This window comes from Escherichia sp. HH41S, assembly GCF_009820115.1.
In the GTDB taxonomy this organism is placed as follows: domain Bacteria; phylum Pseudomonadota; class Gammaproteobacteria; order Enterobacterales; family Enterobacteriaceae; genus Escherichia; species Escherichia coli_F.
In genome coordinates, this window is sequence record NZ_VNXE01000016.1 from 80,413 (window position 1) to 106,394 (window position 25,982).

Consider the following 25,982-nt stretch of genomic DNA (forward strand, 5'->3'; position numbering starts at 1 on the left):
TAGAAAGGACTGTATTACGCCAGTGCCGCTTCGCGCAGGCGAGTTTTCAACTTGTTGTACTCGTCAATCACGTACTGCTCGGCGGCGCGCTGATCGGCGATCGGCTCGACGCGCACGGCGCAGTATTTGTATTCCGGCGTTTTCGTAATCGGGCTTAAGTTTTCGGTAACCAGCTCGTTACAGGCACCAATCCACCACTGGTAGGTCATGTAAATCGCCCCTTTGTTCGGACGATCGCTGACCTGCGCACGGGTGATAATTTTGCCTTTACGCGAGTGCACCCAAACCAATGCCTCATCTTCAATACCCAGACGTTTGGCGTCTTCGGTATTGATTTGTGCGTAGCCAGGTTCATCAGCCAGCGCCGCCAGTGCCGCACAGTTACCGGTCATCGAACGGCAAGAGTAGTGACCGACTTCACGCACCGTTGACAGTACCATCGGATACTCGTCGGTGAGTTTGTCGATTGGCGCTACCCAGTCGCAGGTGAAGAACTGCGCCAGACCGTTCGGAGTATCAAACTTCTCTTTAAACAGATAAGAAGTCCCCTGATCGGCATCTGAAGTATCGCGACAAGGCCACTGAATGAAGCCCAGTTCGCCCATTTTCTCGTAAGTCGCACCGTAGAAATCCGGGCACAGATGACGCAACTCATCCCAGATCTCCTGGGTGTTGTTGTAGTGCATCGGATAACCCATACGGGTGGCGATTTCACTGATAATCTGCCAGTCCGTTTTCAGATCCCACTTCGGTTCAACCGCCTTGAAGAAACGCTGGAAGCCACGGTCAGCCGCAGTAAACACGCCTTCATGCTCGCCCCACGAGGTGGACGGTAAAATAACGTCCGCCGCTGATGCGGTTTTAGTCATAAAGATGTCCTGGACGATGACCAGTTCCAGATCTTCAAAGGCTTTACGTACTGCCGACAGCTCCGCGTCAGTTTGTAGCGGATCTTCGCCCATAATGTACGCGGCACGCACTTCACCATGCGCTGCGCGATGCGGTAGCTCGCTGATGCGATAACCGGTATGAGCAGGCAGGCTTTCCACGCCCCAGGCTTTGGCGAATTTCTCGCGGTTAGCCGGATCTTTCACATACTGGTATCCCGGATACGTATCCGGCAGCGCGCCCATATCGCAGGCACCCTGCACGTTGTTCTGACCACGAACCGGGTTTACACCCGCATGCGGCTTACCGAGGTTACCAGTCAGCATCGCGAGGCTGGTCAGAGAACGCACGGTTTCCACGCCCTGGTAGAACTGGGTTACACCCATGCCCCACAGGATGGCGGCGCTTTTCGCCTGGGCATACATCCGCGCCGCCTGACGAATCTCACTGGCGCTGACGCCGGTGATATCTTCAACCGACTCCGGCGTGTAGCCTTCAACGATTTTACGATACTCTTCAAAGCCTTCTGTACGGGAAGCGACGAACGCTTTGTCGTACAGATTTTCTTCAATAATGACATGGCCCATTGCATTCAACAGCGCGATGTTCGAGCCGTTTTTCAGTGCAATGTGCATGTCAGCAATGCGCGCAGTTTCAATTTTGCGCGGATCGCAGACGATAATTTTCGCCCCGTTACGTTTAGCGTTAATTACGTGATTCGCCACGATAGGGTGGGAATCCGCCGGGTTGTACCCGAAAACGAACACTAAGTCGGTATTATCAATTTCGTTAATAGCATTGCTCATTGCGCCATTACCGACCGATTGGTGCAGACCTGCAACCGATGGGCCGTGTCAGACACGAGCGCAGCAATCAACGTTATTGGTACCAATAACGGCGCGCGCAAATTTTTGCATTACATAGTTGGTTTCGTTACCCGTACCACGCGAGGAGCCGGTCGTCTGGATGGCATCCGGACCGTACTTCTCTTTGATGGCGCTCAGGTGCTCGGCAACGTAATTCAGTGCCTCATCCCAGGAAACAGGTTCGAGTTTGCCGCCACGCTGGCGACGGATCATGGGGGTTTTCAGGCGCGGGGTCAGGATCTGGGTATCGTTAATGAAATCCCAGCCATAATAACCCTTCAGACACAGGGTACCCTGGTTGGTTTTGCCCTGCGCTGCCTCCGCCCGGACGATTTTGCCGTTATCGACGACCAGGTTGATTTTGCAACCTGATGCGCAATAGGGGCAAACCGTGACGACTTTTTTCATCGGTCTCGCTCCAGTTAATCAAATCACGCATACGCGCTCTCGACTACAGTATGCATCTTTTATGCCACATTTTATTTGGGGTCATTCCCTGATATTACGGGCACTATTTGTTCAAAACTCTGACGAAAAACAGGCTGTCGTCAGTTTTGACGTGACGAAACGAAATACCGCGTGACAGCCATCACGCGGCTGACATTTTATTTTTTCTCGACGACGGGACCTGCCTGATACCCGCCGCCCAGCGATTTCATCAACTGAATGCTTTGGATCACCCGGCGGCTGTCCAGCATCAGTAATGACATCTCTTCGGCAAGCACCGGCAACCGGGCTTCGGTGGCCTGTAAGCGACTTGTTAAGCCGCGTTGGTAGGCGGCGTCGGCAGCGCGCTGGGTGAAGCGCGTTGCTTCTACGCGTTCTGCCTGCATCTCCCGCTCGTCGTTGAGCGTTTGCAGACGCGTGCCGTTGACGGCAACGTCGCGCACCGCATTCAGTACTGACTGGTTGTAACGTTCAATCATCATGTTGCTGGCGGCGCGCGTGCCTTCGAGATTGGCATTCAACCGTCCACCATCAAACAGCGGTAATTTCAGACCAGGAATGAAATTGAACTGGCGACTGGTTTTTTTGAATAAGGTATCCAGGTGGATGGCATCAAGGCCGAAAAATGCTTTGATATCAAAGCTCGGGTAGAACAGCGCCCGCGCGGAATCCACCTGATCTAATGACGCCTGAACATACCAGCGCATGGCTTGCAGATCCGGGCGTCTGGCGAGCAACTCATAAGAGAGTGTCGCCGGAATACCGGTCTGGACTTGCGGTAATGCCACCGGTTTGATCTCCGGCATATCGCTGGCTCCTGCGCCAATCAATGCACGCAGAGATTCTCGCGTTTCGGTGATTTGCCCTTTAACGGCAGCAATTTGTTTATCGACCGCCAGAATCTGTGCCCGCGCGCCGTGGAAAGGCACTTGCGCTTCCAGACCGTGCGCCACTTTACTCTGATGCGCTTTCACCGCGTAATCAATCACATCGCGTGTTTGTTCTAACAGATCGAGCATCTGATAGCTGGCCTGCATACTGTAATAAAGCTGCGCTACGCCCGTGGTCAGCGATAGCTCTACTGCTGCGGTTTCTGCCAGCGCTGCATTATGCGCGCCAATGGCGGCGGCAACCGCTGAGCGATGCACACCCCACAAATCAAGATCCAGTCCGGCAAACAAACCGACTGTGGCTTCCGTATAGTACGGCCCGTCCATACCCAGTGCTGGCGCATCCATAGCATAAGGGCTTAAAAAGCCGTTCGCCGAGACACGTTGGCGGTTGAGCATCCCTAACGCTGCGACCTGTAATTGTGAACCGGCATCTAACAAATCGGCCTGCGACTGCGCTTTTTCTTCCCGCAGTTTCGCTTCGGCGAGGGTGTGTGAACCACTTAGCGTCCGTTGGATCAAAGCATCCAACTGCGGGTCATTGAGTTGTTTCCACCACTGCGCCTGCGGCCAACCGGAGCTGGCAAGATGAATATCATCGGCCAGTTTGATTTGTTCCGGTTTGAGCTGTTGATGAGGCGCAGAATCCTTACGTACCAGGGCACAGCCGGAAATCAGCGTCGTGCTGCCGAGAATGCTGCATAACAGCAGGCGTGAAAGTTGACGATTGATCATTGCATGGCTCCTTGTGCCTGTTCCGTGGCGGGCGTTAATGCCGGGGCTGTCCAGTCTGGCAAGCGGGCGAAAAGCTGGCAGACGTGTTGCTCCTGTTTTAATAAGGTCGGCAGGATGGCCTGCGAGGCGGGTGTTTCTTCAAGCGTTATTTGAGGAGAACGACTGAGTGCGGTTGCCAGACCGGCGGCGTATTTCTCCAGTGCGTCGGCAAACTGACCTGCTCTGTCCGGCTGTAGTGCGTTATCCAGCGCCTGCGCCGAGTTCCAGGTTGCATCCCAGGCGTGAAGAATATCGCGGCCCTGACGAATAACCGTTTGCGAACGTTCAATCAGTAACGCGCGTTCTTCGCTGTCCAGTTGACGCTCCAGCGCCACGCGTTGGCACATCTCTTCACAGGCATTAAACGCCGCATGCAGACCTATACGAATTTGCAGATAAGTGCGCAGAGCCGTGACTTCCTGCTGGCGTGGGATCCGCATTACTTTACTCAACATACCCAGCGCGCCAGCCAGTTTTTGCGGCAGTGTGCGCGCTTCACTTTCAGGCCAGACAAAGGTGTAAATCACCGCGGACACCACGGTACCAATGATGATACCCAGGGCGCGATCGCGAATTTCCACCAGGTCGTACACCGGGCCAAAAACGTTTTCGAGCGTGGCGAGCGCGAAGGTGACCACCATCTGTGTGCCGATATAAGAAGAGCGTTCAGAGCTGGTGGCAATCCATGCGCCCAACAGGAAAATCGGTGCCAGCACAAATAGCAATTCGACAATATTGTCCAGCCAGGGCATGACCAGTAGCGTGAATAACAGCGCCAGAATTGCGCCGGAAAAAGCCCCGCCAAAACGCAACACCATCTTCTGGTACGACGAACCGACATTGGGGTTAGCGACGATCACGCAGGTCAGCATACAGGTGTGAATGCCTTCCCAGTCCACGCCGCTGTAGAAGGTGTAACAGATCAAACAGGCGAGCAGCGTTTTTACCGCGTAGCGCATATAGTCTGGATTGGTAAAAGCATCGGCGACCATTGATGGCGGTTTGGCGGCGGGCGTTGGCGGCGTATTCGGGTCCATCTGACCCAGTTGCAACAATGTCTGGCAGATATTCTCCAGGTTACATTCCCGTGCCGCCATCGCTTCACTTTCAGTGATCCGCCAGTCGCTTTGCCAGCACTGACCTTCGGCAATGGCATGCTGCAGTTTGTTGATTTCTGAGGCTAATTTTTGCCGAAATTCAATAATTGCCTGAGAATCAGCAAAAGAGGTGGGATCGTAGCGATTCAGCGTCGAGTAAATGTAGGTTACCGTTGCCACGCAGCTTTGCCACCATGCGCTCTGAGTTCGCCAGTTGGCATCGTCCGCGAGGCAAAAGACATTGAGTTTTTGCAGCGCCAGCGCCTCTCTTTCAATCCGCGTTTCGGGTAGCGGTGCGAGGCTGTCCGTCAGGTGGCTAATGGCATCATCAAGCCGATCATTAAGCACCTGATGCATCTGCGTGATAGCGCGGCTGGGAAACCACAGCACGCCGATTAACGTCATCAATAACGTCGGGTAGAGGCCGACAACAATACACCACAGGGTTAAGCGCACGACCACTTCCGGATAGTCGAGCATGGCGGGGAATGTTTGCCCGTAAATGGCGACAATGGCGACGGCGAAAAAAACCAGCCCCAACCGATGGGTGCGCATCAAAAACATACAGCCCATCAGGATCGGTCCGGCAATGATCAATCGGATCAACGGTTCGCCATATGACCATTTGTAGATCAAAAACAGGCTGGCGATTTCCAGCATCGTGGCGACCACAAACAAGATCGCGACAAATTTGGTGTAAAACGCGTTCGACTGAATACCGTAAAACAGCACTGCCAGTGATAACGCCACAAAAGGGATCTCAAAAGTCATCGAGATCAGAATCACCAGCAAGCAGCCTACCCAGAGTTGCATAGTCTGCGGCACGCGGCCTGGTCGCCGCTCGCTTAACTCTTCATGAAAGAACGCCAGCAGCCTGACCACTGGTAATGGCAGGGAGTTGAGCGCGCTCATTATTGCGGCTCAAGATTAGCGACTGCCGAAGCGCCGATGCGGAACATTTCCGGGTCAGGTTTTTCAACCATGATTTTGACCGGAAAACGCTGGGCAACGCGGACCCAGTTAATAGAACGAGACACTTTCGGCAGGCCGCCCAGCACCAGGCCGCCGTCATCCGGTAGCACGCCGTAGCCAATCGAATCCACTTTACCTGCGAAGGTTTTGCCGCTGTCGCTCATCAGGCGAATCGTTGCGGGTGTACCCGAGCGAATATTTTTCAGATCGGTTTCGCGGAAGTTGGCGATCACGTACCAGTGACGGGTGTCGATTAGGGTGAAAATAGGGCGCATGGCAGAAGCAAATTGCCCAACCGAGGTTTTGAGGGAAATGACCCGGCCATCAAACGGCGCGCGAACGGTCGCCATTTCCAGATGCAGTTTGGTCAGGGCGATATCCGCTTCAACAGCTGCACGTTGGGCAACGAGTGCATCAACGCCGCTGACGGCGCTGGCGGCTGACTGCGCCTGCAACAATACGGCGTTAAGATCGGCTTCTGCGGCGCGCTGCGCCGTTCTTGCACGATCAACGTCTTCCGCTGAGACGAAACCTTCTTTCAGTAATGGCTCGGTGCGGCGTAATGTATCACTGGCCTGTTTCGCGGCGGCACGGGCTTTTTCTACCGTGGCATTAACCGAGTCGGCACCAAACTGTTGTGCGTCAACGCTACGCTGGGTGAGCATAATTTGCTTATCCAGCGCCGCGAGGGAGGCTTCGGCTTTCGCCAGATTGGCTTCGTACGGGCGCGGGTCGATGCGGAACAGCAAATCGCCCTGTTTCACCGCCTGGTTGTCGGTGACCGCCAGTTCTACAATGCGACCGCTGACTTCCGGCACCACATCAATGGTATCTGCTGACGCGTAGGCGTCATTAGTTGATGGCGCACTGTCTACGCGCCAGATAACGAAAACAAGGGCAACCAGCGCCAACGCAACCACTAACAGAGCAGGGAATTTACTGCGAGGAGCTTTTTTCGGCGTACTTTCCATGAGCGCGTCTCAAATAGATTAGAAAAATGCCAGCCAGAACAGCATGGCGTAGAGAGCAAAAAGGGCGGTATAAATAATTCCGACAAATGCCAGATTGATATTTGCCCGCTGAATAATTCGCCTCGTGATGAGCGTCAAAATAAGGCTGGCAATGGCGCAGAAAAACCAGCTGGGATAATAAGCGCCGATCACCGGGATTGCCGGAGATAATGAGCATCCCGAAACCATGAAGACGGGAATTATCCAGGCTGTTTTTTTGAGTTGCATCGCCATGCGAGAGAGAACTGTTGGCATATTAAATACATCCTGTCTGCTGCGAACAATATCTGTAGTGAATATCAATATCCATTGAAGGCGTCAGTATGGCTATTTTCTCGATGAATAAAAATAGCTTTATTCAGCCACCGCATTCATAACTTATATATTTTATGTATTAATTTGTTGTATGTATTTTTAAAATAAATGCTTTTGGGGGCTTAAGCGCCCCCAAAAGTGAGTGGCATTAATTTGGGGTTACGATATTCACCCACAAATCAAAATTATCCAGACAGGCAATAATTTCTTCCAGTTTCGCGCCATTGCCAATAATTTTGGCTTTCTTCGTTTTCACCAGATCGGCCATTTTGGCTTGTCCGGTCAGCACGGCGTGCAGATCTTCACGGCTGATGTAGAAAGAGGCGTTGGCTTCAGGTTGCAGCGTTTTACGGTAGTTAAGCACGCTATCGTTCAGCGTCAGGTTGAGGTTATCGCCGTTGCTCATATTGAAGTTCAGGCTGATATTCTTACCTGCGGCTTTCGCGCTATCGAGGCGAACGGCCATAAAGTCGAACAGCATTTCGACCGACATCCCGCGAAGGGTGTCCGGAGAACCGGTGGTGCCGTGGCTGAACTTATGCACCCCTTCGCGCAGCTCTTTTGCGCCGGTCAGGTAGAAACCGCGCCAGGTGGCGGACTCGGCCTGATAACCCAACTGTTCAAAGTTATTTGCTTGCAGATTCTTCGCCACCTGGTCACCCGGATTGGCGGCAATCACCTGTTTCAGCAGTTCTGCCGACCAGCGATAATCACCTTGCTTGTTCGCTTCTTTCGCCAGGTTAATAACGCGGGCAGAACCGCCCAGAGCTTGCACGTAACGTTTACCCATCTCCACCTGACCATACGGATGCAGGTTAGCCGGGTTACCGTCGTAATAGCCAAGATAGAAGTTATACACCGCGCGGGCGTTGTGGCTGACAGAACCGTAATAGCCGCGGCTGGCCCAGTTATTGGCAAGCGCAGGTGGCAGCTTAATCATGTCGCCAATTTCATTCATGGTGTAACCCTGGTTCGCCAGGTGCAGGGTCTGGTCGTGAATGTATTTGATAGTATCGCGATATTTACCAATATAATCATTGATATGCTTATTGCCCCAGACCGGCCAGGTGTGCGGCATAAACAGTACTTCCGCGTCGTTACCCCACATATCCAGCGTTTCGTTCAGATACTCTGTCCACTTGCTGGTGTCGCGGGTTTTCGCGCCGCGCAGGGTGTAGAAGTTGTGCAGGGTATGCGTGGCGTTTTCGGCGGTACACAGGGCTTTCAGGGCCGGAATATAGAAGTGCATTTCGGCTGGAGCTTCGCTACCCGGAGTCATCAGAAAGTCAAACTCCAGACCGTCGATAACCATCATCTCGCCAGTTCTGACAATCGTTTTGGTTGGCGCAATAATGCTCGGGTCGCCCGTTGCCAGCGTCACGCCCAGGCCGTTGCCCACGTTGCCTTGCGCGTTGTGCGGCAGTAACAGACCGTAAGAGTAGAGCGCACGGCGGCTCATGATGTTACCCGCCAGCACGTTTTCACTGATGGCTTCGTCCATAAAGCCTGCCGGAGCGATCACCTGCACTTTGCCGGATTTAACATCCGCTTCAGAGATAATGCCTTTCACGCCGCCATAGTGGTCGGTGTGGCTGTGAGTATAAATCACAGCAACAATCGGTTTTTGTGGACGATGTTGATAATAGAGGTCAAGTGCGGCTTTTGCGGCAGGCGGCGTTACCAGCGGGTCGATAACAATAATGCCTTTCTCGCCTTCCACGAATGTAATGTTAGAGATATCCTGGCCGCGCACCTGATACATTTTATCGGTGACTTTGAACAGGCCAGAAATGCCGTTGATTTGCGACTGACGCCACAGGCTGGGGTTTACGGTTTCCGGCGCAGCGGCATTAATATCAAATTTGTAATCATTCGCGCGGTAGTAAACTTTGCCGTTAGCATCACGCAGAATACCTTCATCCAGCAGCGGGGCGATAAATCCACGCTGGGCATCGTCAAAGTCCTGACGATCGCTAAACGGTAATGATTTTGCGTAATGCTGATTAACCTGCTGGGTATATTGAGTCGCGGCTTTCGCTTCATCTGTTGCGTAAGCGGTATTTACCATCATGCCGCTGGCGGCAGTTAACGCAATAACAATCCTGCTCAAACGGAATAACCGAGAGTTATTCATATAAATCTCCATTTATCATTTGTGTCGTAAATATGTAATCCATGCAAAATACGTCATTTAAAGCTGGCGTTATCATAATTGGGAATTTGCGACTTTAATAAGTGGAAGTGTGAGCGGAACGAGCCATTTTATTAGGCATTTGTGCTGAAGAGGGAAAAGTACGCGAATTCATTATCTCTGTAAATAATATGAGGTGTTTTATATATTTATTATATATATTGTACTTCGGCAAATACTGAGCACAATTAATCAATGCAACCGGTGTTTCTTATTAAAAAACGTACCGGAGCAATGGGCGGTCATGTCGCTGGCACCGCAGGATTCTGCGTTGCTGTGCCAGCCTTTTATTCATGGTCAATGAGTGAGGGGATTGATAAAGAAACCAGGTCGTCAGAGCGCACTGATTATCCGCATTACGCCAGTGAAGTTGCACTGGCTTTTGGTTCGCGAGTGGTTGGCCTCGAACTGGCAAAAATGATTGTGGATGCGTGGCTGGGCGCGCAGTACGAAGGCGGTCGTCATCAACAACGCGTGGAGGCGATTACGGCAATAGAGCAGCGGAAAAATTGAGATTCATCCACTACTTGCATGGATGAGTAATGACTAATGTGGATAGAGTTTCTTTTTGAGGTTGGCTAATGAAACGTTTTCCGCTATTTCTTTTATTCACCCTGCTCACGCTGTCCACCGTTCCGGCCCAGGCCGATATTATCGACGACACCATTGGCAATATTCAGCAGGCGATTAACGATGCTTATAACCCTGACCGTGGGCGAGACTATGAAGATTCGCGCGACGACGGCTGGCAGCGTGAAGTGAACGACGATCGGCGCAGACAATATGACGATCGCCGCCGCCAGTTTGAAGATCGCCGCAGGCAGCTGGACGATCGCCAGCGCCAGCTGGATCAGGAGCGTCGGCAGCTAGAAGATGAAGAGCGGAGAATGGAAGATGAGTATGGGCGGTGATGTTGAGTTTAGAGCAGGCATCGCCCCTCACCCATCACTCCACCCCAATCTCCATCCCATCAAACCCCGCCTCAAACCCTGACGGCAGTACGTTCTCCATCAGCCACGCATCAAACTGATGGCTGATATGCGTCAGAATCACCCGTGGCGAGCGGATAACCTCATTCAGCGCCAGCACGGTGTTTAAATCACAGTGATTGCGTGGCGCATCCTCGCGCGGCGGGTGACTGCAATCAATCACCATCACCTGCGGATGATTATTGCGTAAAAATTTCAGCGTTTTTTCCGGAAGGCCAGAGGTGTCAGATAGCCACGCCACCCGGCTGTGCGCCGTTTCCAGTAAGTAACCGAATGTGAGTTTCGAATGGTTGAGCGGCAGCGGCGTGACCTGTAATCCCTGCAAATCAAACATCACAAATGGCTCCACCGTGTGGCTGAAATCAAGCAGGCCCGGATGTTTAAACAGATCGTCGCAGCCCTGTTCATCCGGCGGGCCGTAGACCGGGATCGAATCGCCCACGCCCCAGCGCAGCGGAAACAGCCCCTGCACGTGATCCATATGGTAGTGCGTCAGCAAAAACTGCTGGAACGATCCGGGCGACCAGCGATCGGCGAGATCGTGCAGCCCGGCGTCGATCAGGGTGATCGCGTCGTTAAACTTCACGACGCCGCTGCATGGCTGGCGGCGATACTGCGGTGAGCGCCGCGCTCTGGCGCAGGCCGCGCACTCACAGCCGCATGCGGGAACACCCTGTGCGCCGCCAGTGCCAGTAAGTGTGAGGGTCAGGCTCATGTTACAGCGCCTTGGTGAAGCGGAAGTGGCTCTGCTCGTAGCCTTCGCGCAGATAGAAACGGTGCGCGTCGTGGCGCTTGACGTTGGTGGAAAGCTCGGTCATTTCGGCCCCGGCCTGGCGGGCTTCTTCTTCGGCCCATGCCAGTAATTTACTGCCGACGTTCAGACCGCGCGCCTGCGGCATCACCACCAGTTCCTGAATTTCGCCGATCCAGTTGACATGATGCAGATGAAACTGCAAATGCAGGCCGATCATGCCGACAACTTCGCCATCCAGCAGCGCCAGATGGTAGCGCATGTTCGGATCGCGCAGATTGGCGTTAAACCCCACGCGAAACGCGTGGTGGTCAAACTCCGCCTGTTTTAGCTCACAAATCAGCGCGTAAACTGCGTCGGTGTCGTACTGCGTGGCCGGGCGAAGCTCACAAGCAGGCATGGTGTTTCTCCTTCTGATGAATCAGCGTCAGCAGCTTGTCGACCGACTGGCGCAGGCTGCCGTCATTATTGAGCGTAAGACAATCCTGAGGAGTATAGCGGGCAGCGCGCGCCAGCCGGGCGTTAATTTCACTGGCATTTTCACGACCACGGTTTTCCAGGCGCTGGCGCAGGATCTCTGGCGAAACCTGTAAACAAATGGGCAGCAGCGCCGATTGATAGCGCGCCCGCGCCTGCGGCAGATGGGAGCGTGAGCCGTTGACCACCACGTCAAATCCAGCGTGCAGCCAGAGGTCAATCTCGACGCCGATGCCATAATACAGGCCGTTGGCGTGCCAGCTTAAGGCCAGAAGGTTCTGCCCCGCGCGGGTAAAAAACTCCTGCTCGCTCAGGGCGATATGGTTTTCACTTCCGGCGCTGGCGGCGCGCGTGATGTAGCGATGCGCTACCAGTAGCTGAGTTTGTTCCCGCTGGCGGAGTTCCGTCAACAGACTGTCTTTTCCGGAGCCAGAGGCCCCCATTAACCAAATCAGTTTTCCCGTCATCAGAACACCCTTTTACCCTGACGCCAGACGTGATCGATATGAATGTGGTTGCCCTTGCGATGCGCCAGCACCAGGTCGGCGCGTTTGCCCTCGCCAATCACCCCGCGATCCTGAAGATTAAGCGCCTGGGCCGGATTTTTAGTCACCAGCTTCACCGCCTGCGGCAGCGTAAAGCGGTTGCTCTCGTCATCGGCGACGCGAAATGCCGCATCGAGCAGGCTGGCGGGGTAGTAGTCGGAAGAGAGGATATCCAACAGACCAAGCTGTGCCAGTTCACAGGCCGCCACGTTGCCGGAGTGCGAACCGCCGCGCACAATATTCGGCGCGCCCATCAATACATTCATGCCATGCTTGCGCGAAGCTTCCGCCGCTTCGAACGTGGTGGGAAATTCGGCGATTACGCTGCCAAGCTGGTGGGATTCGGCAACGTGCGCGTGCGTGGCGTCATCGTGGCTGGCGAGGGCAATTTGTCGCGCGCGGCACATTGCGGCGATGGTTTCGCGATTCGGCTGCGACCAGCGTGCGGCAAGCGCCAGTTGTTCCTCTTCATACTGCTGCATCTGCGCATCGGTGAGCGAGTATTTGCCCTGGTAATATTCGCGATACTTCTCGCGATTGGCGAACTGGCGCTGGCCCGGTGAGTGGTCCATCAGCGACACCAGCGTGACCGGCTCGCGCTGCACCAGTTTTTCAAACAGCGGCAGCGTGGTGTGATGTGGCAGTTCACAGCGCAGGTGCAGACGGTGCTCGGCGCGGTTGACGCCGCGTTTCTGCGTCTCTTCGATGGCGTTGATCATCTTCTCCAGATTCTCCAGCCGATCGCCGCCGTCGCGCACGTCGCCAATCGCCACGGCATCCAGCACGGTGGTGATGCCGCTCGCCACCATCAGCGCGTCGTGGCTGCTCATCGCCGAGTGGGCAGGCCAGTCCACTTTTGGGCGCGGAGTGAAGAATTTATCGAGGTTGTCGGTATGCAGCTCAATCAGCCCCGGCAGCAGCCAGCCGCCTTCGCCGTCCATCGCCTCTGGCAGGCGGCTCTGGCTTTCGGCAAAGGCGCGAATTTCGCCGTCCTGCACCTCCAGCGAACCGTGTACCACTTCGTTTTCCAGCACCAGTTTGACGTTATTGATAATCATGCAGAGGCTCCCATTGGGTGGAGGCGGTCGGCGACGTCATTGCGTACGGCTTCGTCGTGGAAGATGCCGACGATGGCTGCGCCGCGGGTTTTAGCTTCGCGGATCAGTTCCACCACCGCGGCGCTGTTTTTGGCGTCCAGCGAGGCGGTGGGTTCATCCAGCAGCAGAATCGGATAGTCGACGATAAAGCCACGAGCGATGTTGACGCGCTGCTGTTCGCCGCCGGAGAAGGTCGATGGTGCCAGGTGCCACAGGCGTTCAGGCACGTTCAGGCGCGTCAGTAATCGGGCGGCTTTAGCGGCGCAGGCTTCACGCGGAACGCCGGTATCGAGCAGCGGCTGCATCACCACTTCCAGTGCCGAAATACGCGGGATGACGCGCAGAAACTGGCTTACCCAGCCGACAGTGGTTTTGCGGATTTCCACCACTTTGCGCGCTGGGGCGGTGACCAGGTCTATCCATTCGTCACCGTGTTTAATCTGGATTTGCCCTTCGTCGGGCAGATAGTTGGCGTACAGCGAACGTAGCAGGGTCGATTTCCCGCTGCCGGAATGGCCGTGGAGCACCACGCATTCGCCTGCGTTGACGGTGAGCGAGGCGCGTTGTAAGACGGGCAGGCGCACGCCGTTTTGCTGGTGCAGGATGAAGGTTTTACTGACGTTTTGTACGTTAATCATTTTTCGCCTCGTGGTTCGCATATTGGGGAGCGGTGCGCGCATTGCCCCTCACCCTAACCCTCTCCCCGAAGGGGCGAGGGGACCGATTGTGCGCGGTGTTGAATATTGCGCCGGTTTTCTCCCTCTCCCTCCGGGAGAGGGCCGGGGTGAGGGGATCAGCGCGCACGGTGTTGCATTCAATTCTGCAAAACCGATGACACCAGCAACTGGGTATACGGGTGATGCGGGTCGTCGAGCACGCGGTCGGTTAACCCACTCTCCACCACTTGCCCCTGTTTCATCACCAGCAAACGGTCCGCCAGCAGGCGGGCGACGCCCAGATCGTGGGTGACAATCACCACCGCCAGATTCAGCTCCACCACCAGACCGCGCAGCAGATCGAGCAGGCGCGCCTGCACCGATACATCCAGCCCGCCGGTCGGTTCATCCATAAACACCAGCTTCGGATGCGTCACCAGGTTGCGGGCAATCTGCAAACGCTGCTGCATACCGCCGGAAAAGGTGGTCGGCAGGTCGTCGATACGGTTGGCGGGAATCTCCACCTCTTCCAGCCACCTTTGCGCGGTGGCGCGAATGTCGCCGTAATGACGCGCCCCGGTCGCCATCAGCCGCTCGCCGATATTGCCGCCTGCCGAGACCTGGCGGCGCAGGCCGTCGAGCGGATGCTGATGCACCACGCCCCATTCGGTGCGCAGCAGGCGACGGCGGTCGGCTTCGCTCATGCCATAGAGGGAACGGTTTTCATAGTGAATCTCCCCCTGCTGCGGCGTCAGGCGCGCGGAGATTGATTTCAGCAGCGTGGTCTTCCCGGAGCCGGATTCCCCGACGATGCCCAGCACTTCCCCCGGCCATAAATCAAAAGAGACATCGCTAAAGCCTTTGCCCGGCGCGTAAAGGTGGGTCAGGTTATTGACCGAAAGTAATGGTTGATTCATTGGCTTTTCGCCTCGCTCTGTTGGCGGCAATAATCGGTATCGGAGCAGACAAACATGCGGTTTCCGGCGTCATCCAGCACCACTTCGTCGAGATAGCTGTGGGTCGATCCGCAGATGGCGCATGGCTCATTCCACTGCTGAACGGTGAACGGGTGATCGTCGAAATCGAGACTTTCCACGCGGGTAAACGGCGGCACCGCATAGATGCGCTTCTCGCGCCCTGCGCCGAACAGCTGCAGGGCGGGCATCATGTCCATTTTCGGGTTATCAAATTTCGGGATCGGCGATGGGTCCATTACGTAGCGTCCGTTCACCTTCACCGGATAGGCGTAGGTGGTGGCGATATGACCGAAGCGGGCGATATCTTCATACAGTTTCACCTGCATCACGCCATACTCCTCCAGCGCGTGCATGGTGCGGGTCTCCGTTTCGCGCGGCTCGATAAAGCGCAGCGGTTCGGGGATGGGCACCTGGAAAATAATGATCTGATCTTCGGTCAGCGGCGTTTCGGGGATGCGGTGGCGCGTCTGGATAAGCGTCGCATCGTCCGTGCGTTCGGTGGTATTTACCCCGGTCACGCGCTTAAAGAAGTTGCGAATCGACACCGCGTTGGTGGTGTCATCCGCGCCCTGGTCAATCACCTTCAACACGTCGCTTTCGCCAATCACGCTGGCGGTAAGCTGGATACCACCAGTTCCCCAGCCGTATGGCATCGGCATCTCGCGCCCGCCAAACGGCACCTGATAACCGGGGATCGCCACCGCTTTTAAGATGGCGCGGCGGATCATACGTTTGGTCTGCTCGTCGAGGTAGGCAAAGTTGTAGCCGCTCAGATTAGCCATGGTTCTGCTCCTGTTGCAGACGTTTGAGTAGCTCCAGTTCGGCCTGGAAATCGACGTAGTGCGGGAGTTTGAGGTGCGAGACAAAGCCTGCGGCTTCGACGTTGTCGGCATGCGCCAGCACGAACTCTTCATCCTGCGCCGGGCCTGTCGCGTGCTCGCCGTACTCCGGAGCCTGCAACGCACGGTCAACCAGCGCCATTGCCATCGCTTTGCGCTCGCTCATGCCGAACACCAGCCCGTAGCCGCGCGTGAAGTGCGGCGGCTCATCCGGCGGGTCGATAAAACCGTTGACCATTTCACACTCGGTCATCAGCAGTTCGCCGACGTTTACTGAAAATCCCAGCTCTTCTGGCACAATCGACACGTCGATATAGCCGCTGCGGATTTCACCTGCGAAGGGGTGATTGCGACCATATCCGCGCTGGGTGGAGTAGGCCAGCGCCAGCAAGTAGCCTTCGTCGCCGCGCATGAGCTGTTGCAGGCGGGAGGCGCGAGAGCAAGGGTAAACCGGCGGTGTACGGGTGATGTCATCCGGCTGTGCGCCGCTATCCTCTTCAAACTTCGCCAGCCCCTGACGCGCCAGCAGGCTGAAAACGTGCGGCGATGGGGCTTGCTCGCTGTCGGCGGTGGTCAGCGTCGGCGCTTCGCCATTCGCCAGCAGGGTGAAATCCAGCAGGCGATGGGTGTAGTCGTAGGTCGGGCCAAGCAGCTGGCCGCCAGGAATGTCTTTATAAACGGCGGAGATACGGCGTTCGAGACGCATCCCGGTGGTGTCGAGCGGCTCGCTTACCGCCAGTTTTGCCAGCGTCGTGCGGTAGGCGCGCAGCAGGAAAATTGCTTCAACGTTATCGCCACTGGCCTGTTTCAGCGCCAGTGCGGCCAGTTCGCGGTCGGCAATGCCGCCTTCGGTCATCACGCGATCTACCGCGAGGTTAAGCTGCTGTTCAATCTGGGCGACGCTCAGTTCAGGCAAATCGGTATCGCCCCGGCGTCGGCTCTCTTGCAGGGCGTGGGCGGCGTCGATCGCCTTCTCGCCCCCTTTCACGGCAACGTACATCAGCACACCTCCACATGAGTGGTTCGCGGGATAGCCAGCATGCGCTCGCCGCAGGTCAGGATCAGGTCGATGCCGAGCGGGAACGGGTGCGGGCGCTCGGTAAGTTCGTGCAGAATGCACTCTGGCAGCTGCGGGGCGATCATTCGTTCTTCGGCAATACCCGCGCCAGTAAGGCGCAGCATGCGCCCGCCGCTCAGGCTGGTGACCTGTAAAATCAACGTCGCACCGGCTTCCGGCGCAACGGCGGTGCCGGTGGAAAGGGCGTTGAGCTGCTCGCTGGCAATCGCCTCATCCGTCACTGCGAAGGTCGCCTGTTCCGGCTGATTGACCAGCGGGGCGTTGGTATGAAAACGCAGGCTCTGGCTGACGATATCGTTACTTAATGGCGTGGAAAGCCATACCGGCGTGTCGTTATCAGCCAGCGTCAGCAGCACGCTGGTAGAGGCAATATTCAGCGGCTGCCAGCTGCGTTTGAGCTGATGCAGGGCGACAATCACGCCCGGCTCGCTCATGGCCTTTAACAGGCGACGAAAACTGTGCTGGGCATCCTGCACGGGAAGCATAAAAGCGGTTTCCAGGGTCATGCGTTGTCTCCGCGAACCATCGTAAAGAAGTCGACCCGACTGGCGTTCACTTCGGCCTGGCGTGCGGCAATGCGTGCCATACGGTCAGCGTCCAGCGGGGCAATAAGGGTTTCTGATAAGTTTTGAAAGTGGCGAGATTGCTGCATCAGCGCGTCAATCAGCGCGCAGCGTTCGGCGTGCTGTTTGTCGCGCCCCAGCACCCAGCTGTAGCCGAGCGTGCCGTCAGTAAGGCGTACAGCGGCGCGGGTGAGCGTAGCGTCGCCAGCAAAAAAGCGTTCGCCGGTGCCACCCATTCGCGCCTGAATCTGTACCAGGCCGGTTTCGGCGGCGCGGATAATGTCATAGTCGGCGGTGATGTTTAGCGCTTTAAGGCGGTTAGCCAGTTCAGCCGGTTGGCTGTGCGCCAGCACGGACATCCAGTGCTGGCGGGTCGCGGTATCTGCGTGCATTCAGTGCTCCATAGTGAATTCAATCATGTCGGCGCGCGTCAGGCTGACGGAGTACTCCGCCGGGCTGCTTTCACCGTCACGGTGGTTAAGGGTGCGCACGCACAGCAGCGGCGACATATTCGGGATTTCAAGACGCTGGCACTCTTTGGCCTGGGCGCGGCGGGCGCTGATCCGCGTCTGGCTGCGGCGCAGCGCAATCCCCGTTTGCTCACGCAGAAAATCGTGCAGCGAGCCGCTGTCGAAGCGTTGCAGCGTCGGCCAGAGGGTGAGGTCCGCAAAGTAGTGGTCGATTAAACAGAGCGCGACGCCGTTGACCCGGCGCAGGGTGCGCAGGTGGATAACGTTCTCGCCCTCGGCGATCCCCAGCGCGTCAGCGACGTGGCCGGAGGCCGGGCGCAGCACCGACAGCAGTTTTTCGCTGGTGGGATGGCTGCCCTGGTCCAGCAGGTTCTGGCTAAAACGCGCCTGGGCGTTGAGCGGGTAATCGAACGGGCGCATCAGCACCAGCACGCCGACGCCCTGACGGCGCTGTACCCAGCCTTTTTCCACCAGTTGGTCGATGGCACGGCGCAGGGTGTGGCGATTCACCTCAAAGCGCGCTGCCAGTTGCTGCTCGGCGGGAAGATAGTCGCCGCACCGGTAGTGTTGACGAAGCTCCTGCTCAAGTTTTGCGGCTATCTCCTGATAGCGTGTTGGGTAGCTGGTCGGATGTGTAGACAAGTGCATAGATATCAATGCCTCGCTTATCAGATAAAGTGCTTACGCAACCGTTGAGAGAGGAAATCCAGCAGGCTGACCGTGACGATAATCAGCACCATCAGGGCGCAGGTTTGCTGGAACTGGAAACCGCGAATCGCTTCCCACAGCGTGACGCCGATCCCGCCAGCGCCGACCATGCCAACAACGGTGGCCGAACGGACGTTGGATTCGAAGCGATAGAGGGAGTAGGAGATCAGCAGCGGCATCACCTGCGGCAGCACGCCGTAGAGGATCTCTTCGAGCTTGTTGGCACCAGTGGCGCGAATACCTTCCACCGGGCCGGGTTCAATCGCTTCCACCGCTTCGGAAAGCAGCTTGGAGAGCACGCCGGTGGTGTGAATAAACAGCGCCAGCACGCCAGCGAACGGGCTGGTAAACCCACCACGGCACCAGGTTTTCGGCGCTCATCAGGCCGAAGGGGATGGAGAGAACGACTGCCAGCGCAGTGCCCCAGACGGCGATTTGCAGCGTGACGGCCATTTCGGTGAGGTAATCCTGCCACTGGCTGAAATCGGGCGGGAAGAAGTCGGCGGCGAAGGTTGCCATGTTGCCGCCGTCTTTGATCAGCGTGAGCGGGGCCATTTCCGCGCCCTGCCACGAGACGACCAGCACGGCGAGAACAATGGCCCAGCTCAGAAGCGAGAACCAGCTGCGCTTGGGTGGGGCGATGGTGATGGTTTGCATGTTTGGCTCCGTTTAATGTTTTCTCCCTCTCCCTGTGGGAGAGGGCCGGGGTGAGGGCACCAGCGTGCGCATTTCCCCCTCACCCTAACCCTCTCCCTCAAGGGAGAGGGGACCGATCGAGCACATTACTGCACCGCTTTACTCACCGAACTCATCGCGCTTAACGCGTTGTTCAGGCGGTCCAGGTCATCCAGTTGCGCCTGAATGGCGCTGGTTTTTGCCAGCTTGTCCTGCTCATTCAGCCCTTTATTGCCTTTCACGCCCTGCATCTCTTTAAACAGCGCGAGCTGGCGAATCGGCACCAGTTGCAGGTCGCTGGAGGCGCGGAACGGGGCCCAGCCCAGGCGCTCCAGCACCGCTTTCTCTTCCGGCGTTTTGCCGTAGTTCATAAAGAAGTCGTAGATCTTGTCTTTGGTGGTTTCGGAAAGATTTTTGCGCCAGACGATCGGATCGCCTGGGATCAGCGGCGATTTCCAGATCACCTTCAGTTCTTTGAGCTTCTCCGGTGCGGAGGTTTTCAGCTTGTCGAGGTTCTCGGTGTTGTTGGTCGCCACATCCACCTGCTTGTTGGCGACGGCCAGCGCGTTGGTTTCATGCCCGGCGTTGACGGTGCGCTTGAAGTCGCTGGCGGAGATATTGTTTTTGGCGAAGACGTAGTAGCCGGGGACGAGGAAGCCAGAGGTGGAGTTAGGATCGCCATTGCCAAAGGTGAGATCTTTACGCTTCGCCAGCAGATCGTTCAGGTTGTTGATCGGACTGTCTTTGTTGACGATCAACACGCTCCAGTAACCCGGCGATCCATCCGCCGCGACCGTCTGGGCGAAGACCTGACCGTTGGCGCGATCCACCGCTTCCATCGCCGACAGATTGCCGTACCAGGCGATATCCACTTTGTTGAAGCGCATTCCCTGGATAATGCCCGCGTAGTCCGGGGCAAAGAAGGCGTTCACTTTCACGCCCAGCTTCTTCTCCATATCCTGTAAGAATGGCGTCCATTGCGGTTTCAGGTTTTGCTGTGATTCCGTTGAAATAATGCCGAAATTCAGCGCCTTTTCCTGCTCTTCGGCGTGCGCCGGGCTGAACAGGGTGCTGAGGCTGAACATGCTGGTGAAGGCCAGCGAGGCAATTATCTTAGCGTTCATTCGTTTTCCTCAATGATGGGGATGTCAGGCAGCTTTCGCGTTTTCTTCGACGCGGTTGATGCTGCGGTAGAGATGGTCAAAACGTTCGTTGTCAAACTGTTGGCTGCTGCCGTCGTAGAAGACGTGCCCCTGACGCAGGGCGACGATGCGTTCGCAATAGCGCAGGGCGTAATCCACCTGATGCAGCGTCACCACCACGGTGATGCCGTCGTTCTGGTTGATGTCGCGCAGGGTATCCATCACGATGCGGGCCGATTCCGGGTCCAGCGAGGCGATCGGTTCGTCCGCCAGAATCACCTTCGCCTGCTGCATCAGCGCACGGGCAATCGCCACACGCTGCTGCTGTCCGCCGGAGAGGGTGGAAACGCGCTGATGGGCAAAGTGCACCATGCCAACGCGGGTCAGCGCCTGTAACGCGCGCTGTTTCTGCTCGCGGGTGAAGTAGCTAAAACAGGTGCGCCAGAATGGCGTGCTGCCGAGCGCGCCAATCAGCACGTTCTCCAGTACGCTCAGGCGATTCACCAGGTTGAATTGTTGGAAGATGTAGCCGGTGTTGGCGCGGCTTTTGCGGATATCGCGGGCCAGGCGGCCTTCGCGCTGGACTGTGCGGCCCAGCAGCTCGATATGGCTACCGGCAGATTTATCGCCGGTAATCAAACCGCTTAAATGACGTAAAAGGGTGGATTTTCCGGAACCGGACGGCCCAAGCAAAGCCACCATTTCACCGTGATGAATGTTCAGATCAACCGCATGCAGCGCCTGATGCTGATTGAAGGTTTTGGCGAGCTTCTCGACACGGATAATCGTTTGCATGATGCAGCCTCCCTAAAAAAGTGGCTCCATCGTGGCGGATTATCGTGACGATTTTGTTAACTAAAAGTGACTAACAGATGAAGAGTTAACGGGAATTCGATGACAGTGCGGGAGGGCGGGCCTCCCGGCGGGTTAGTGCGTTGGTTGTTGTTTGACGACATTAATCATCCACGGCACGCCAAATTTATCGGTGACTTTGCCGAAGCCATGCGCCCAGAAAGTTTCCTGCCAGGCCATTTCGATTTTTCCGTTAGCAGCAAGGTTATCAAACCAGCGTTTTCCTTCTTCGACCTGTTGCGAATCGAGTACCAGTGTAAAACCGGAGTAGCTGGCTTTTCCTGACGGTATGGCATCGCTCATCATGATATCGCTTCCGGCAATACGCACGTTAGCATGGGCGATAGCGGTATCGGGAAATTGCATACCGGAAGGGCAGTTCTCGGCGCTGTCCTGCGCTGATTTCGGCATTTCGCCGAAGCTGATTTTATAGAGCAGTTCCGCGCCCAACGTACGTTGATAATAGGCAATCGCGTCGGAACAGTTACCGGCAAAAGAGAGGTAGGGACTTAACGGCATGATGGTGACCTCAGTTAAGAGAAGCCAGTTAAGTGTAGTTCGAAAATTATACAGATGAGCGGAGGCTGATAAGACTCGGTAAGCGTCGCATTAGGCACCGTTGCCGGATGGTGCGAGAATTTGTAGGCCTGATAAGACGCGCGAGCGTCGCATCAGGCAGTCGGCACCGTAGCCGGATGCGGCGCGAGCGCCTTATCCGGCCTACCGATCATGTGCCAATATTACATTGAGCAATACAATCAGTTCTTTTTCACAAACTCAGATTTCAGTTTCATCGGACCAAAACCGTCGATTTTGCAATCGATGTTGTGGTCGCCTTCAACCAGGCGAATGTTTTTCACTTTGGTACCGATCTTCAGCATCGAAGAGCTACCTTTCACCTTCAGATCTTTAATGATGGTAACGCTGTCGCCGTCAGCCAGCAGATTGCCGTTAGCATCTTTAACGATCAGCTCGTCGCTTTCCTGTGCAGGTTCTGCGTCGTTCCATTCGTAGGCACATTCCGGGCAGATGTACATGCCGTTATCTTCGTAGGTGTATTCGGAGTTGCATTTTGGGCAGTGTGGTAATGACATGTGGATTTCCTCAAAAGTCAGCAGGGCAAAAGCGCCAAAAAACGGCAGATTGCCGAAAAAGGCCGCAATTATACACAAAATCCCTGAGTTTGTCGGGGGTACTGCTGATTTTAGACGACGATCGTTTTCATTTGAAAGGAAACGCAAAAAGAAAATAATCTTTTTGCCTCCATTTATTATTTAAGATAAGGTTAATGCTCTACTTGTTCTTTTTTTAATTCAAATGATATTTTTATCTTTCTGACATTTTAAACGTATCGGAAGACGTTATTTATTCTAATAAAAAACAACACTCTAAATATAAAATTATTTCTTGCAGTAATTATAAAAGCCGAAAACAGAACTCAAAAACAATCTGGCTAAATAAAAGTAATAAAATTTGCTTTAAGGAAAAATTTTCTATGTACACACAGACCCTGTATGAGTTAAGTCAGGAGGCTGAACGCCTGTTACAGCTTTCTCGCCAACAGTTGCAGTTACTGGAAAAAATGCCTCTCTCTGTACCCGGAGACGATGCGCCACAACTGGCTTTACCCTGGAGTCAGCCTAATATCGCCGAACGTCACGCGATGCTGAATAATGAGTTGCGTAAAATTTCCCGACTGGAAATGGTGCTGGCGATTGTCGGTACTATGAAAGCAGGGAAATCAACCACCATTAATGCTATTGTTGGTACGGAGGTTCTGCCTAATCGCAATCGCCCAATGACTGCGCTGCCGACGCTTATTCGCCATACGCCCGGGCAAAAAGAACCGGTACTGCATTTTTCACATGTCGCGCCAATCGACTGTTTAATTCAACAATTACAACAGCGCCTGCGTGACTGCGATATTAAGCATCTGACCGATGTGCTGGAAATAGATAAAGATATGCGTGCGCTTATGCAGCGGATCGAAAATGGCGTCGCTTTCGAAAAATATTATCTGGGTGCCCAGCCTATTTTTCATTGTCTGAAAAGTTTGAATGATTTGGTGCGACTGGCGAAGGCGCTGGACGTCGATTTTCCTTTTTCTGCTTACGCCGCCATTGAGCATATTCCCGTGATTGAAGTGGAGTTTGTCCATCTGGCGGGGCTGGAGAGTTATCCCGGTCAGTTGACGTTACTGGATACCCCTGGGCCAAATGAAGCCGGGCAACCGCATCTGCAAAAAATGCTTAACCAGCAGCTGGCTCGCGCCTCGGCGGTACTGGCGGTGCTGGATTATACGCAACTGAAATCGATCTCCGATGAAGAGGTCCGTGAGGCGATTTTGGCGGTGGGGCAATCGGTGCCGCTGTATGTGCTGGTCAATAAGTTCGATCAACAGGATCGTAACAGTGACGACGCCGACCAGGTGCGGGCACTGATTTCCGGGACGCTGATGAAAGGCTATATTACGCCACAGCAGATATTTCCAGTGTCGTCGATGTGGGGCTACCTGGCGAATCGGGCGCGTAATGAGTTAGCCAACAACGGTAAGTTACCCGCGCCAGAGCAACAACGCTGGGTGGAAGATTTTGCCCATGCCGCGCTCGGCAGGCGCTGGCGTCATGCCGACCTGGCGGACCTCGAACATATTCGTCATGCTGCCGATCAGTTGTGGGAAGATTCGCTGTTCGCCCAGCCAATTCAGGCGTTGCTTCATGCCGCTTACGCTAACGCCTCGTTGTATGCTCTGCGATCTGCCGCGCATAAACTGTTGAATTACGCGCAGCAGGCGCGGGAATACCTGGATTTTCGTGCGCACGGGTTAAACGTCGCTTGTGAACAATTGCGGCAAAATATCCACCAGATCGAAGAAAGTTTGCAGCTATTTCAACTCAATCAGGCTCAGGTGAGCGGCGAGATTAAACATGAAATCGAGCTGGCCCTGACCTCCGCCAACCTCTTTCTGCGTCAACAGCAAGATGCGGTGAATGCCCAGTTAGCCGCGTTGTTTCAGGATGATTCGGGGTCATTAAGCGAGATTCGTACCTGCTGTGAGACACTGTTACAGACGGCGCAGAACACCATCAGTCGCGACTTTACGCTGCGTTTTGCCGAGCTTGAATCCACTCTTTGCCGGGTGTTAACCGATGTTATTCGGCCCATTGAGCAACAAGTCAAAATGGAATTGAGCGAGTCAGGGTTTCGTCCTGGGTTTCATTTTCCTGTTTTTCACGGCGCAGTTCCCCACTTCAACACTCGCCAGTTGTTCAGTGAAGTCATTTCGCGCCAGGACGCAATGGACGAGCAGAGCACGCGTTTAGGCGTTGTGCGTGAGACTTTTTCGCGCTGGTTGAATCAGCCAGACTGGGGACGGGGAAATGAGAAATCCCCGATAGAGACGGTTGATTACAGTGCGTTGCAACGAGCATTAAGCGCAGAAGTCGATCTTTATTGCCAACAAATGGCTAAAGTTCTGGCAGAGCAGGTCGATGAATCTGTTACGGCAGGCATGAATACTTTTTTCGCTGAGTTCGCTTCATGTTTGACGGAATTACAGACGCGTTTACGCGAAAGTCTGGCTCTGCGTCAACAAAATGAATCGGTGGTCAGGCTGATGCAGCAGCAATTGCAGCAGACTGTGATGACTCATGGCTGGATTTACATCGACGCTCAGCTGTTACGCGATGATATTCAAACACTTTTCACGGCAGAACGATATTGACCAAGACGTTACTGGACGGCCCCGGTCGCGTGCTGGAGTCGGTTCATTCCCGCTTTTTAGTGGATCTGGCGCAGGGCGATGATGCCCGCCATCCACAAGCCCATCAGCAGCAGTTTCGTGAACGACTGATGCAGGAACTTCTTGCGCGCGTGCAGCTTCAGGCATGGACGAACGGCGGCATGTTAAATGCGCCGCTTAGCCTGCGTCTGACATTGGTGGAAAAACTAGCGTCGATGCTGGATCCCGGTCATCTGGCGCTGACGCAGATCGCGCAGCATCTGGCGCTGCTGCAAAAAATGGATCACCGCCAGCACTCTGCTTTCCCGGAGCTCCCCCAGCAAATTGCCGCCTTGTATGAGTTGTTTTCAGCCCGTTGTCGCTGGAAGGAAAAGGCGTTAACGCAACGAGGATTACTGGTACAGGCCGGTGATCAGAGTGAGCAAATTTTTACCCGCTGGCGTGCTGGTGCGTATAACGCCTGGTCGTTGCCTGGGCGCTGTTTTATCGTTCTGGAGGAACTGCGCTGGGGGGCATTTGGCGATGCCTGCCGTCTGGGAAGCCCGCAAGCGGTGGCGTTGTTGCTGGGTGATTTGCGCGAGAAAGCGACACAACATCTGGCAGAGAGTATCAATGCGGCACCGACCACGCGTCACTATTACCATCAGTGGTTTGCCTCTTCGACCGTTCCGACGGGAGGGGATCATGCTGATTTTTTAAGTTGGCTGGGAAAGTGGTCCACGGCAGATAAACAACCCGTTTGCTGGTCAGTGACCCAACGCTGGCAAACTGTCGCACTGGGGATGCCACGACTCTGTTCAGCGCAGCGTCTGGCGGGGGCAATGGTCGAGGAAATCTTCTCTGTAAATTTGGTGTAAATAATCAGTTACATCAATGACTCCTAAACGAAAATCATGTGTGAAGTTGATCACAAATTTAAACACTGGTAGGGTAAAAAGCTCATTAACTGCCCAATTCAGGCGTCAACTGGT

At 55.1% G+C, this 25,982-nt stretch carries 25 protein-coding genes and 1 pseudogene; 4 read left to right on the plus strand and 22 right to left on the minus strand.

What is annotated here, in order from left to right:
* Positions 1–14 precede the first annotated feature (14 nt).
* From fdhF to yjcS, 6 genes are all read right to left on the minus strand, one after another.
* Positions 15–2,162, minus strand: a complete 2,148-nt coding sequence (fdhF, locus tag FQZ95_RS04765; protein ID WP_089679047.1) for a formate dehydrogenase subunit alpha — start codon at positions 2,160–2,162, stop codon at positions 15–17.
* 197 nt (positions 2,163–2,359) lie between these two features.
* Positions 2,360–3,826 carry a multidrug efflux transporter outer membrane subunit MdtP gene (gene mdtP / locus FQZ95_RS04770; RefSeq protein ID WP_032185696.1) on the minus strand — a complete coding sequence of 489 codons (1,467 nt, stop codon included), beginning with the start codon at positions 3,824–3,826 and terminating at the stop codon, positions 2,360–2,362.
* Positions 3,823–5,874, minus strand: a complete 2,052-nt coding sequence (gene mdtO / locus FQZ95_RS04775; protein ID WP_160529929.1) for a multidrug efflux transporter permease subunit MdtO — start codon at positions 5,872–5,874, stop codon at positions 3,823–3,825. Before mdtO ends, mdtP begins: the two co-directional genes overlap by 4 nt.
* Positions 5,874–6,905, minus strand: coding sequence for a multidrug efflux transporter periplasmic adaptor subunit MdtN (mdtN, locus tag FQZ95_RS04780; RefSeq protein ID WP_000446358.1), 1,032 nt, complete (start codon positions 6,903–6,905; stop codon positions 5,874–5,876). The genes mdtO and mdtN overlap by 1 nt, the downstream gene beginning before the upstream one ends.
* An 18-nt stretch (positions 6,906–6,923) precedes the next feature.
* Positions 6,924–7,199: a YtcA family lipoprotein gene (locus FQZ95_RS04785; RefSeq protein WP_001305715.1), complete on the minus strand. Its 276-nt coding sequence runs from the start codon at positions 7,197–7,199 to the stop codon at positions 6,924–6,926.
* A 208-nt stretch (positions 7,200–7,407) separates the two neighbouring features.
* The gene (yjcS, locus tag FQZ95_RS04790; RefSeq protein ID WP_160529930.1) at positions 7,408–9,393 is read right to left on the minus strand and encodes an alkyl sulfatase YjcS; all 1,986 of its coding nucleotides are present in this window, start codon (positions 9,391–9,393) and stop codon (positions 7,408–7,410) included.
* Between the two features lie 252 nt (positions 9,394–9,645).
* Between yjcS and FQZ95_RS04795 the strand changes: the two genes are divergently transcribed.
* Both FQZ95_RS04795 and yjdP read left to right on the plus strand, forming a co-directional pair.
* Entirely contained in the window at positions 9,646–9,963 is a 318-nt protein-coding gene (locus FQZ95_RS04795) for an RpiB/LacA/LacB family sugar-phosphate isomerase (RefSeq protein WP_001183291.1), read from the plus strand.
* 68 nt (positions 9,964–10,031) lie between these two features.
* Positions 10,032–10,361, plus strand: a complete 330-nt coding sequence (gene yjdP, locus FQZ95_RS04800) for a DDRRRQL repeat protein YjdP (protein ID WP_000819739.1) — start codon at positions 10,032–10,034, stop codon at positions 10,359–10,361.
* A 34-nt stretch (positions 10,362–10,395) separates the two neighbouring features.
* On the opposite strand, the gene phnP is transcribed toward yjdP, so the two are convergent.
* The 16 genes and pseudogenes from phnP to FQZ95_RS04880 all read right to left on the minus strand — a co-directional run bounded on the left by phnP (position 10,396) and on the right by FQZ95_RS04880 (position 22,363).
* Positions 10,396–11,154, minus strand: a complete 759-nt coding sequence (phnP, locus tag FQZ95_RS04805) for a phosphonate metabolism protein PhnP (protein ID WP_160529931.1) — start codon at positions 11,152–11,154, stop codon at positions 10,396–10,398.
* A 1-nt stretch (position 11,155) separates the two neighbouring features.
* Positions 11,156–11,590 (minus strand): aminoalkylphosphonate N-acetyltransferase, encoded by a 435-nt coding sequence (gene phnO, locus FQZ95_RS04810; RefSeq protein WP_001110490.1) that lies wholly within the window; start codon positions 11,588–11,590, stop codon positions 11,156–11,158.
* Positions 11,577–12,134, minus strand: coding sequence for a ribose 1,5-bisphosphokinase (gene phnN, locus FQZ95_RS04815; RefSeq protein WP_160529932.1), 558 nt, complete (start codon positions 12,132–12,134; stop codon positions 11,577–11,579). Before phnN ends, phnO begins: the two co-directional genes overlap by 14 nt.
* Positions 12,134–13,270, minus strand: coding sequence for an alpha-D-ribose 1-methylphosphonate 5-triphosphate diphosphatase (gene phnM, locus FQZ95_RS04820; RefSeq protein WP_160529933.1), 1,137 nt, complete (start codon positions 13,268–13,270; stop codon positions 12,134–12,136). The genes phnN and phnM overlap by 1 nt, the downstream gene beginning before the upstream one ends.
* Entirely contained in the window at positions 13,267–13,947 is a 681-nt protein-coding gene (phnL, locus tag FQZ95_RS04825) for a phosphonate C-P lyase system protein PhnL (RefSeq protein ID WP_032304315.1), read from the minus strand. The genes phnM and phnL overlap by 4 nt, the downstream gene beginning before the upstream one ends.
* A 176-nt stretch (positions 13,948–14,123) precedes the next feature.
* Positions 14,124–14,882: a phosphonate C-P lyase system protein PhnK gene (gene phnK, locus FQZ95_RS04830; RefSeq protein ID WP_097498322.1), complete on the minus strand. Its 759-nt coding sequence runs from the start codon at positions 14,880–14,882 to the stop codon at positions 14,124–14,126.
* Positions 14,879–15,724, minus strand: a complete 846-nt coding sequence (phnJ, locus tag FQZ95_RS04835) for an alpha-D-ribose 1-methylphosphonate 5-phosphate C-P-lyase PhnJ (protein ID WP_000002289.1) — start codon at positions 15,722–15,724, stop codon at positions 14,879–14,881. The genes phnK and phnJ overlap by 4 nt, the downstream gene beginning before the upstream one ends.
* Complete coding sequence (phnI, locus tag FQZ95_RS04840; RefSeq protein WP_160529934.1) at positions 15,717–16,781, minus strand: alpha-D-ribose 1-methylphosphonate 5-triphosphate synthase subunit PhnI; 1,065 nt, start codon at positions 16,779–16,781, stop codon at positions 15,717–15,719. Before phnI ends, phnJ begins: the two co-directional genes overlap by 8 nt.
* Positions 16,781–17,365, minus strand: a complete 585-nt coding sequence (gene phnH, locus FQZ95_RS04845; RefSeq protein ID WP_160529935.1) for a phosphonate C-P lyase system protein PhnH — start codon at positions 17,363–17,365, stop codon at positions 16,781–16,783. Before phnH ends, phnI begins: the two co-directional genes overlap by 1 nt.
* On the minus strand, positions 17,362–17,814 hold the full coding sequence (gene phnG, locus FQZ95_RS04850; protein ID WP_115739063.1) for a phosphonate C-P lyase system protein PhnG: 453 nt from the start codon (positions 17,812–17,814) through the stop codon (positions 17,362–17,364). Before phnG ends, phnH begins: the two co-directional genes overlap by 4 nt.
* Complete coding sequence (phnF, locus tag FQZ95_RS04855) at positions 17,815–18,540, minus strand: phosphonate metabolism transcriptional regulator PhnF (RefSeq protein ID WP_001400506.1); 726 nt, start codon at positions 18,538–18,540, stop codon at positions 17,815–17,817.
* Positions 18,541–18,560: 20 nt separating this feature from the next.
* A pseudogene (locus FQZ95_RS04860) lies at positions 18,561–19,257 on the minus strand (PhnE/PtxC family ABC transporter permease).
* Between the two features lie 125 nt (positions 19,258–19,382).
* On the minus strand, positions 19,383–20,399 hold the full coding sequence (gene phnD, locus FQZ95_RS04865) for a phosphonate ABC transporter substrate-binding protein (protein ID WP_039021442.1): 1,017 nt from the start codon (positions 20,397–20,399) through the stop codon (positions 19,383–19,385).
* Positions 20,400–20,423: 24 nt separating this feature from the next.
* Positions 20,424–21,212, minus strand: coding sequence for a phosphonate ABC transporter ATP-binding protein (gene phnC / locus FQZ95_RS04870; protein ID WP_001193403.1), 789 nt, complete (start codon positions 21,210–21,212; stop codon positions 20,424–20,426).
* 132 nt (positions 21,213–21,344) lie between these two features.
* Positions 21,345–21,788 carry a VOC family metalloprotein YjdN gene (gene yjdN / locus FQZ95_RS04875; protein ID WP_001131334.1) on the minus strand — a complete coding sequence of 148 codons (444 nt, stop codon included), beginning with the start codon at positions 21,786–21,788 and terminating at the stop codon, positions 21,345–21,347.
* A 239-nt stretch (positions 21,789–22,027) separates the two neighbouring features.
* A complete protein-coding gene (locus FQZ95_RS04880) occupies positions 22,028–22,363 on the minus strand; it encodes a zinc ribbon domain-containing protein YjdM (RefSeq protein ID WP_001300891.1) in 336 nt (111 codons plus the stop codon).
* A 401-nt stretch (positions 22,364–22,764) separates the two neighbouring features.
* Between FQZ95_RS04880 and crfC the strand changes: the two genes are divergently transcribed.
* Positions 22,765–24,993: a clamp-binding protein CrfC gene (crfC, locus tag FQZ95_RS04885; protein WP_160529936.1), complete on the plus strand. Its 2,229-nt coding sequence runs from the start codon at positions 22,765–22,767 to the stop codon at positions 24,991–24,993.
* Positions 24,990–25,868 (plus strand): diguanylate cyclase regulator RdcB family protein, encoded by an 879-nt coding sequence (locus tag FQZ95_RS04890; protein ID WP_160529937.1) that lies wholly within the window; start codon positions 24,990–24,992, stop codon positions 25,866–25,868. Before crfC ends, FQZ95_RS04890 begins: the two co-directional genes overlap by 4 nt.
* Positions 25,869–25,982: the final 114 nt, after the last annotated feature.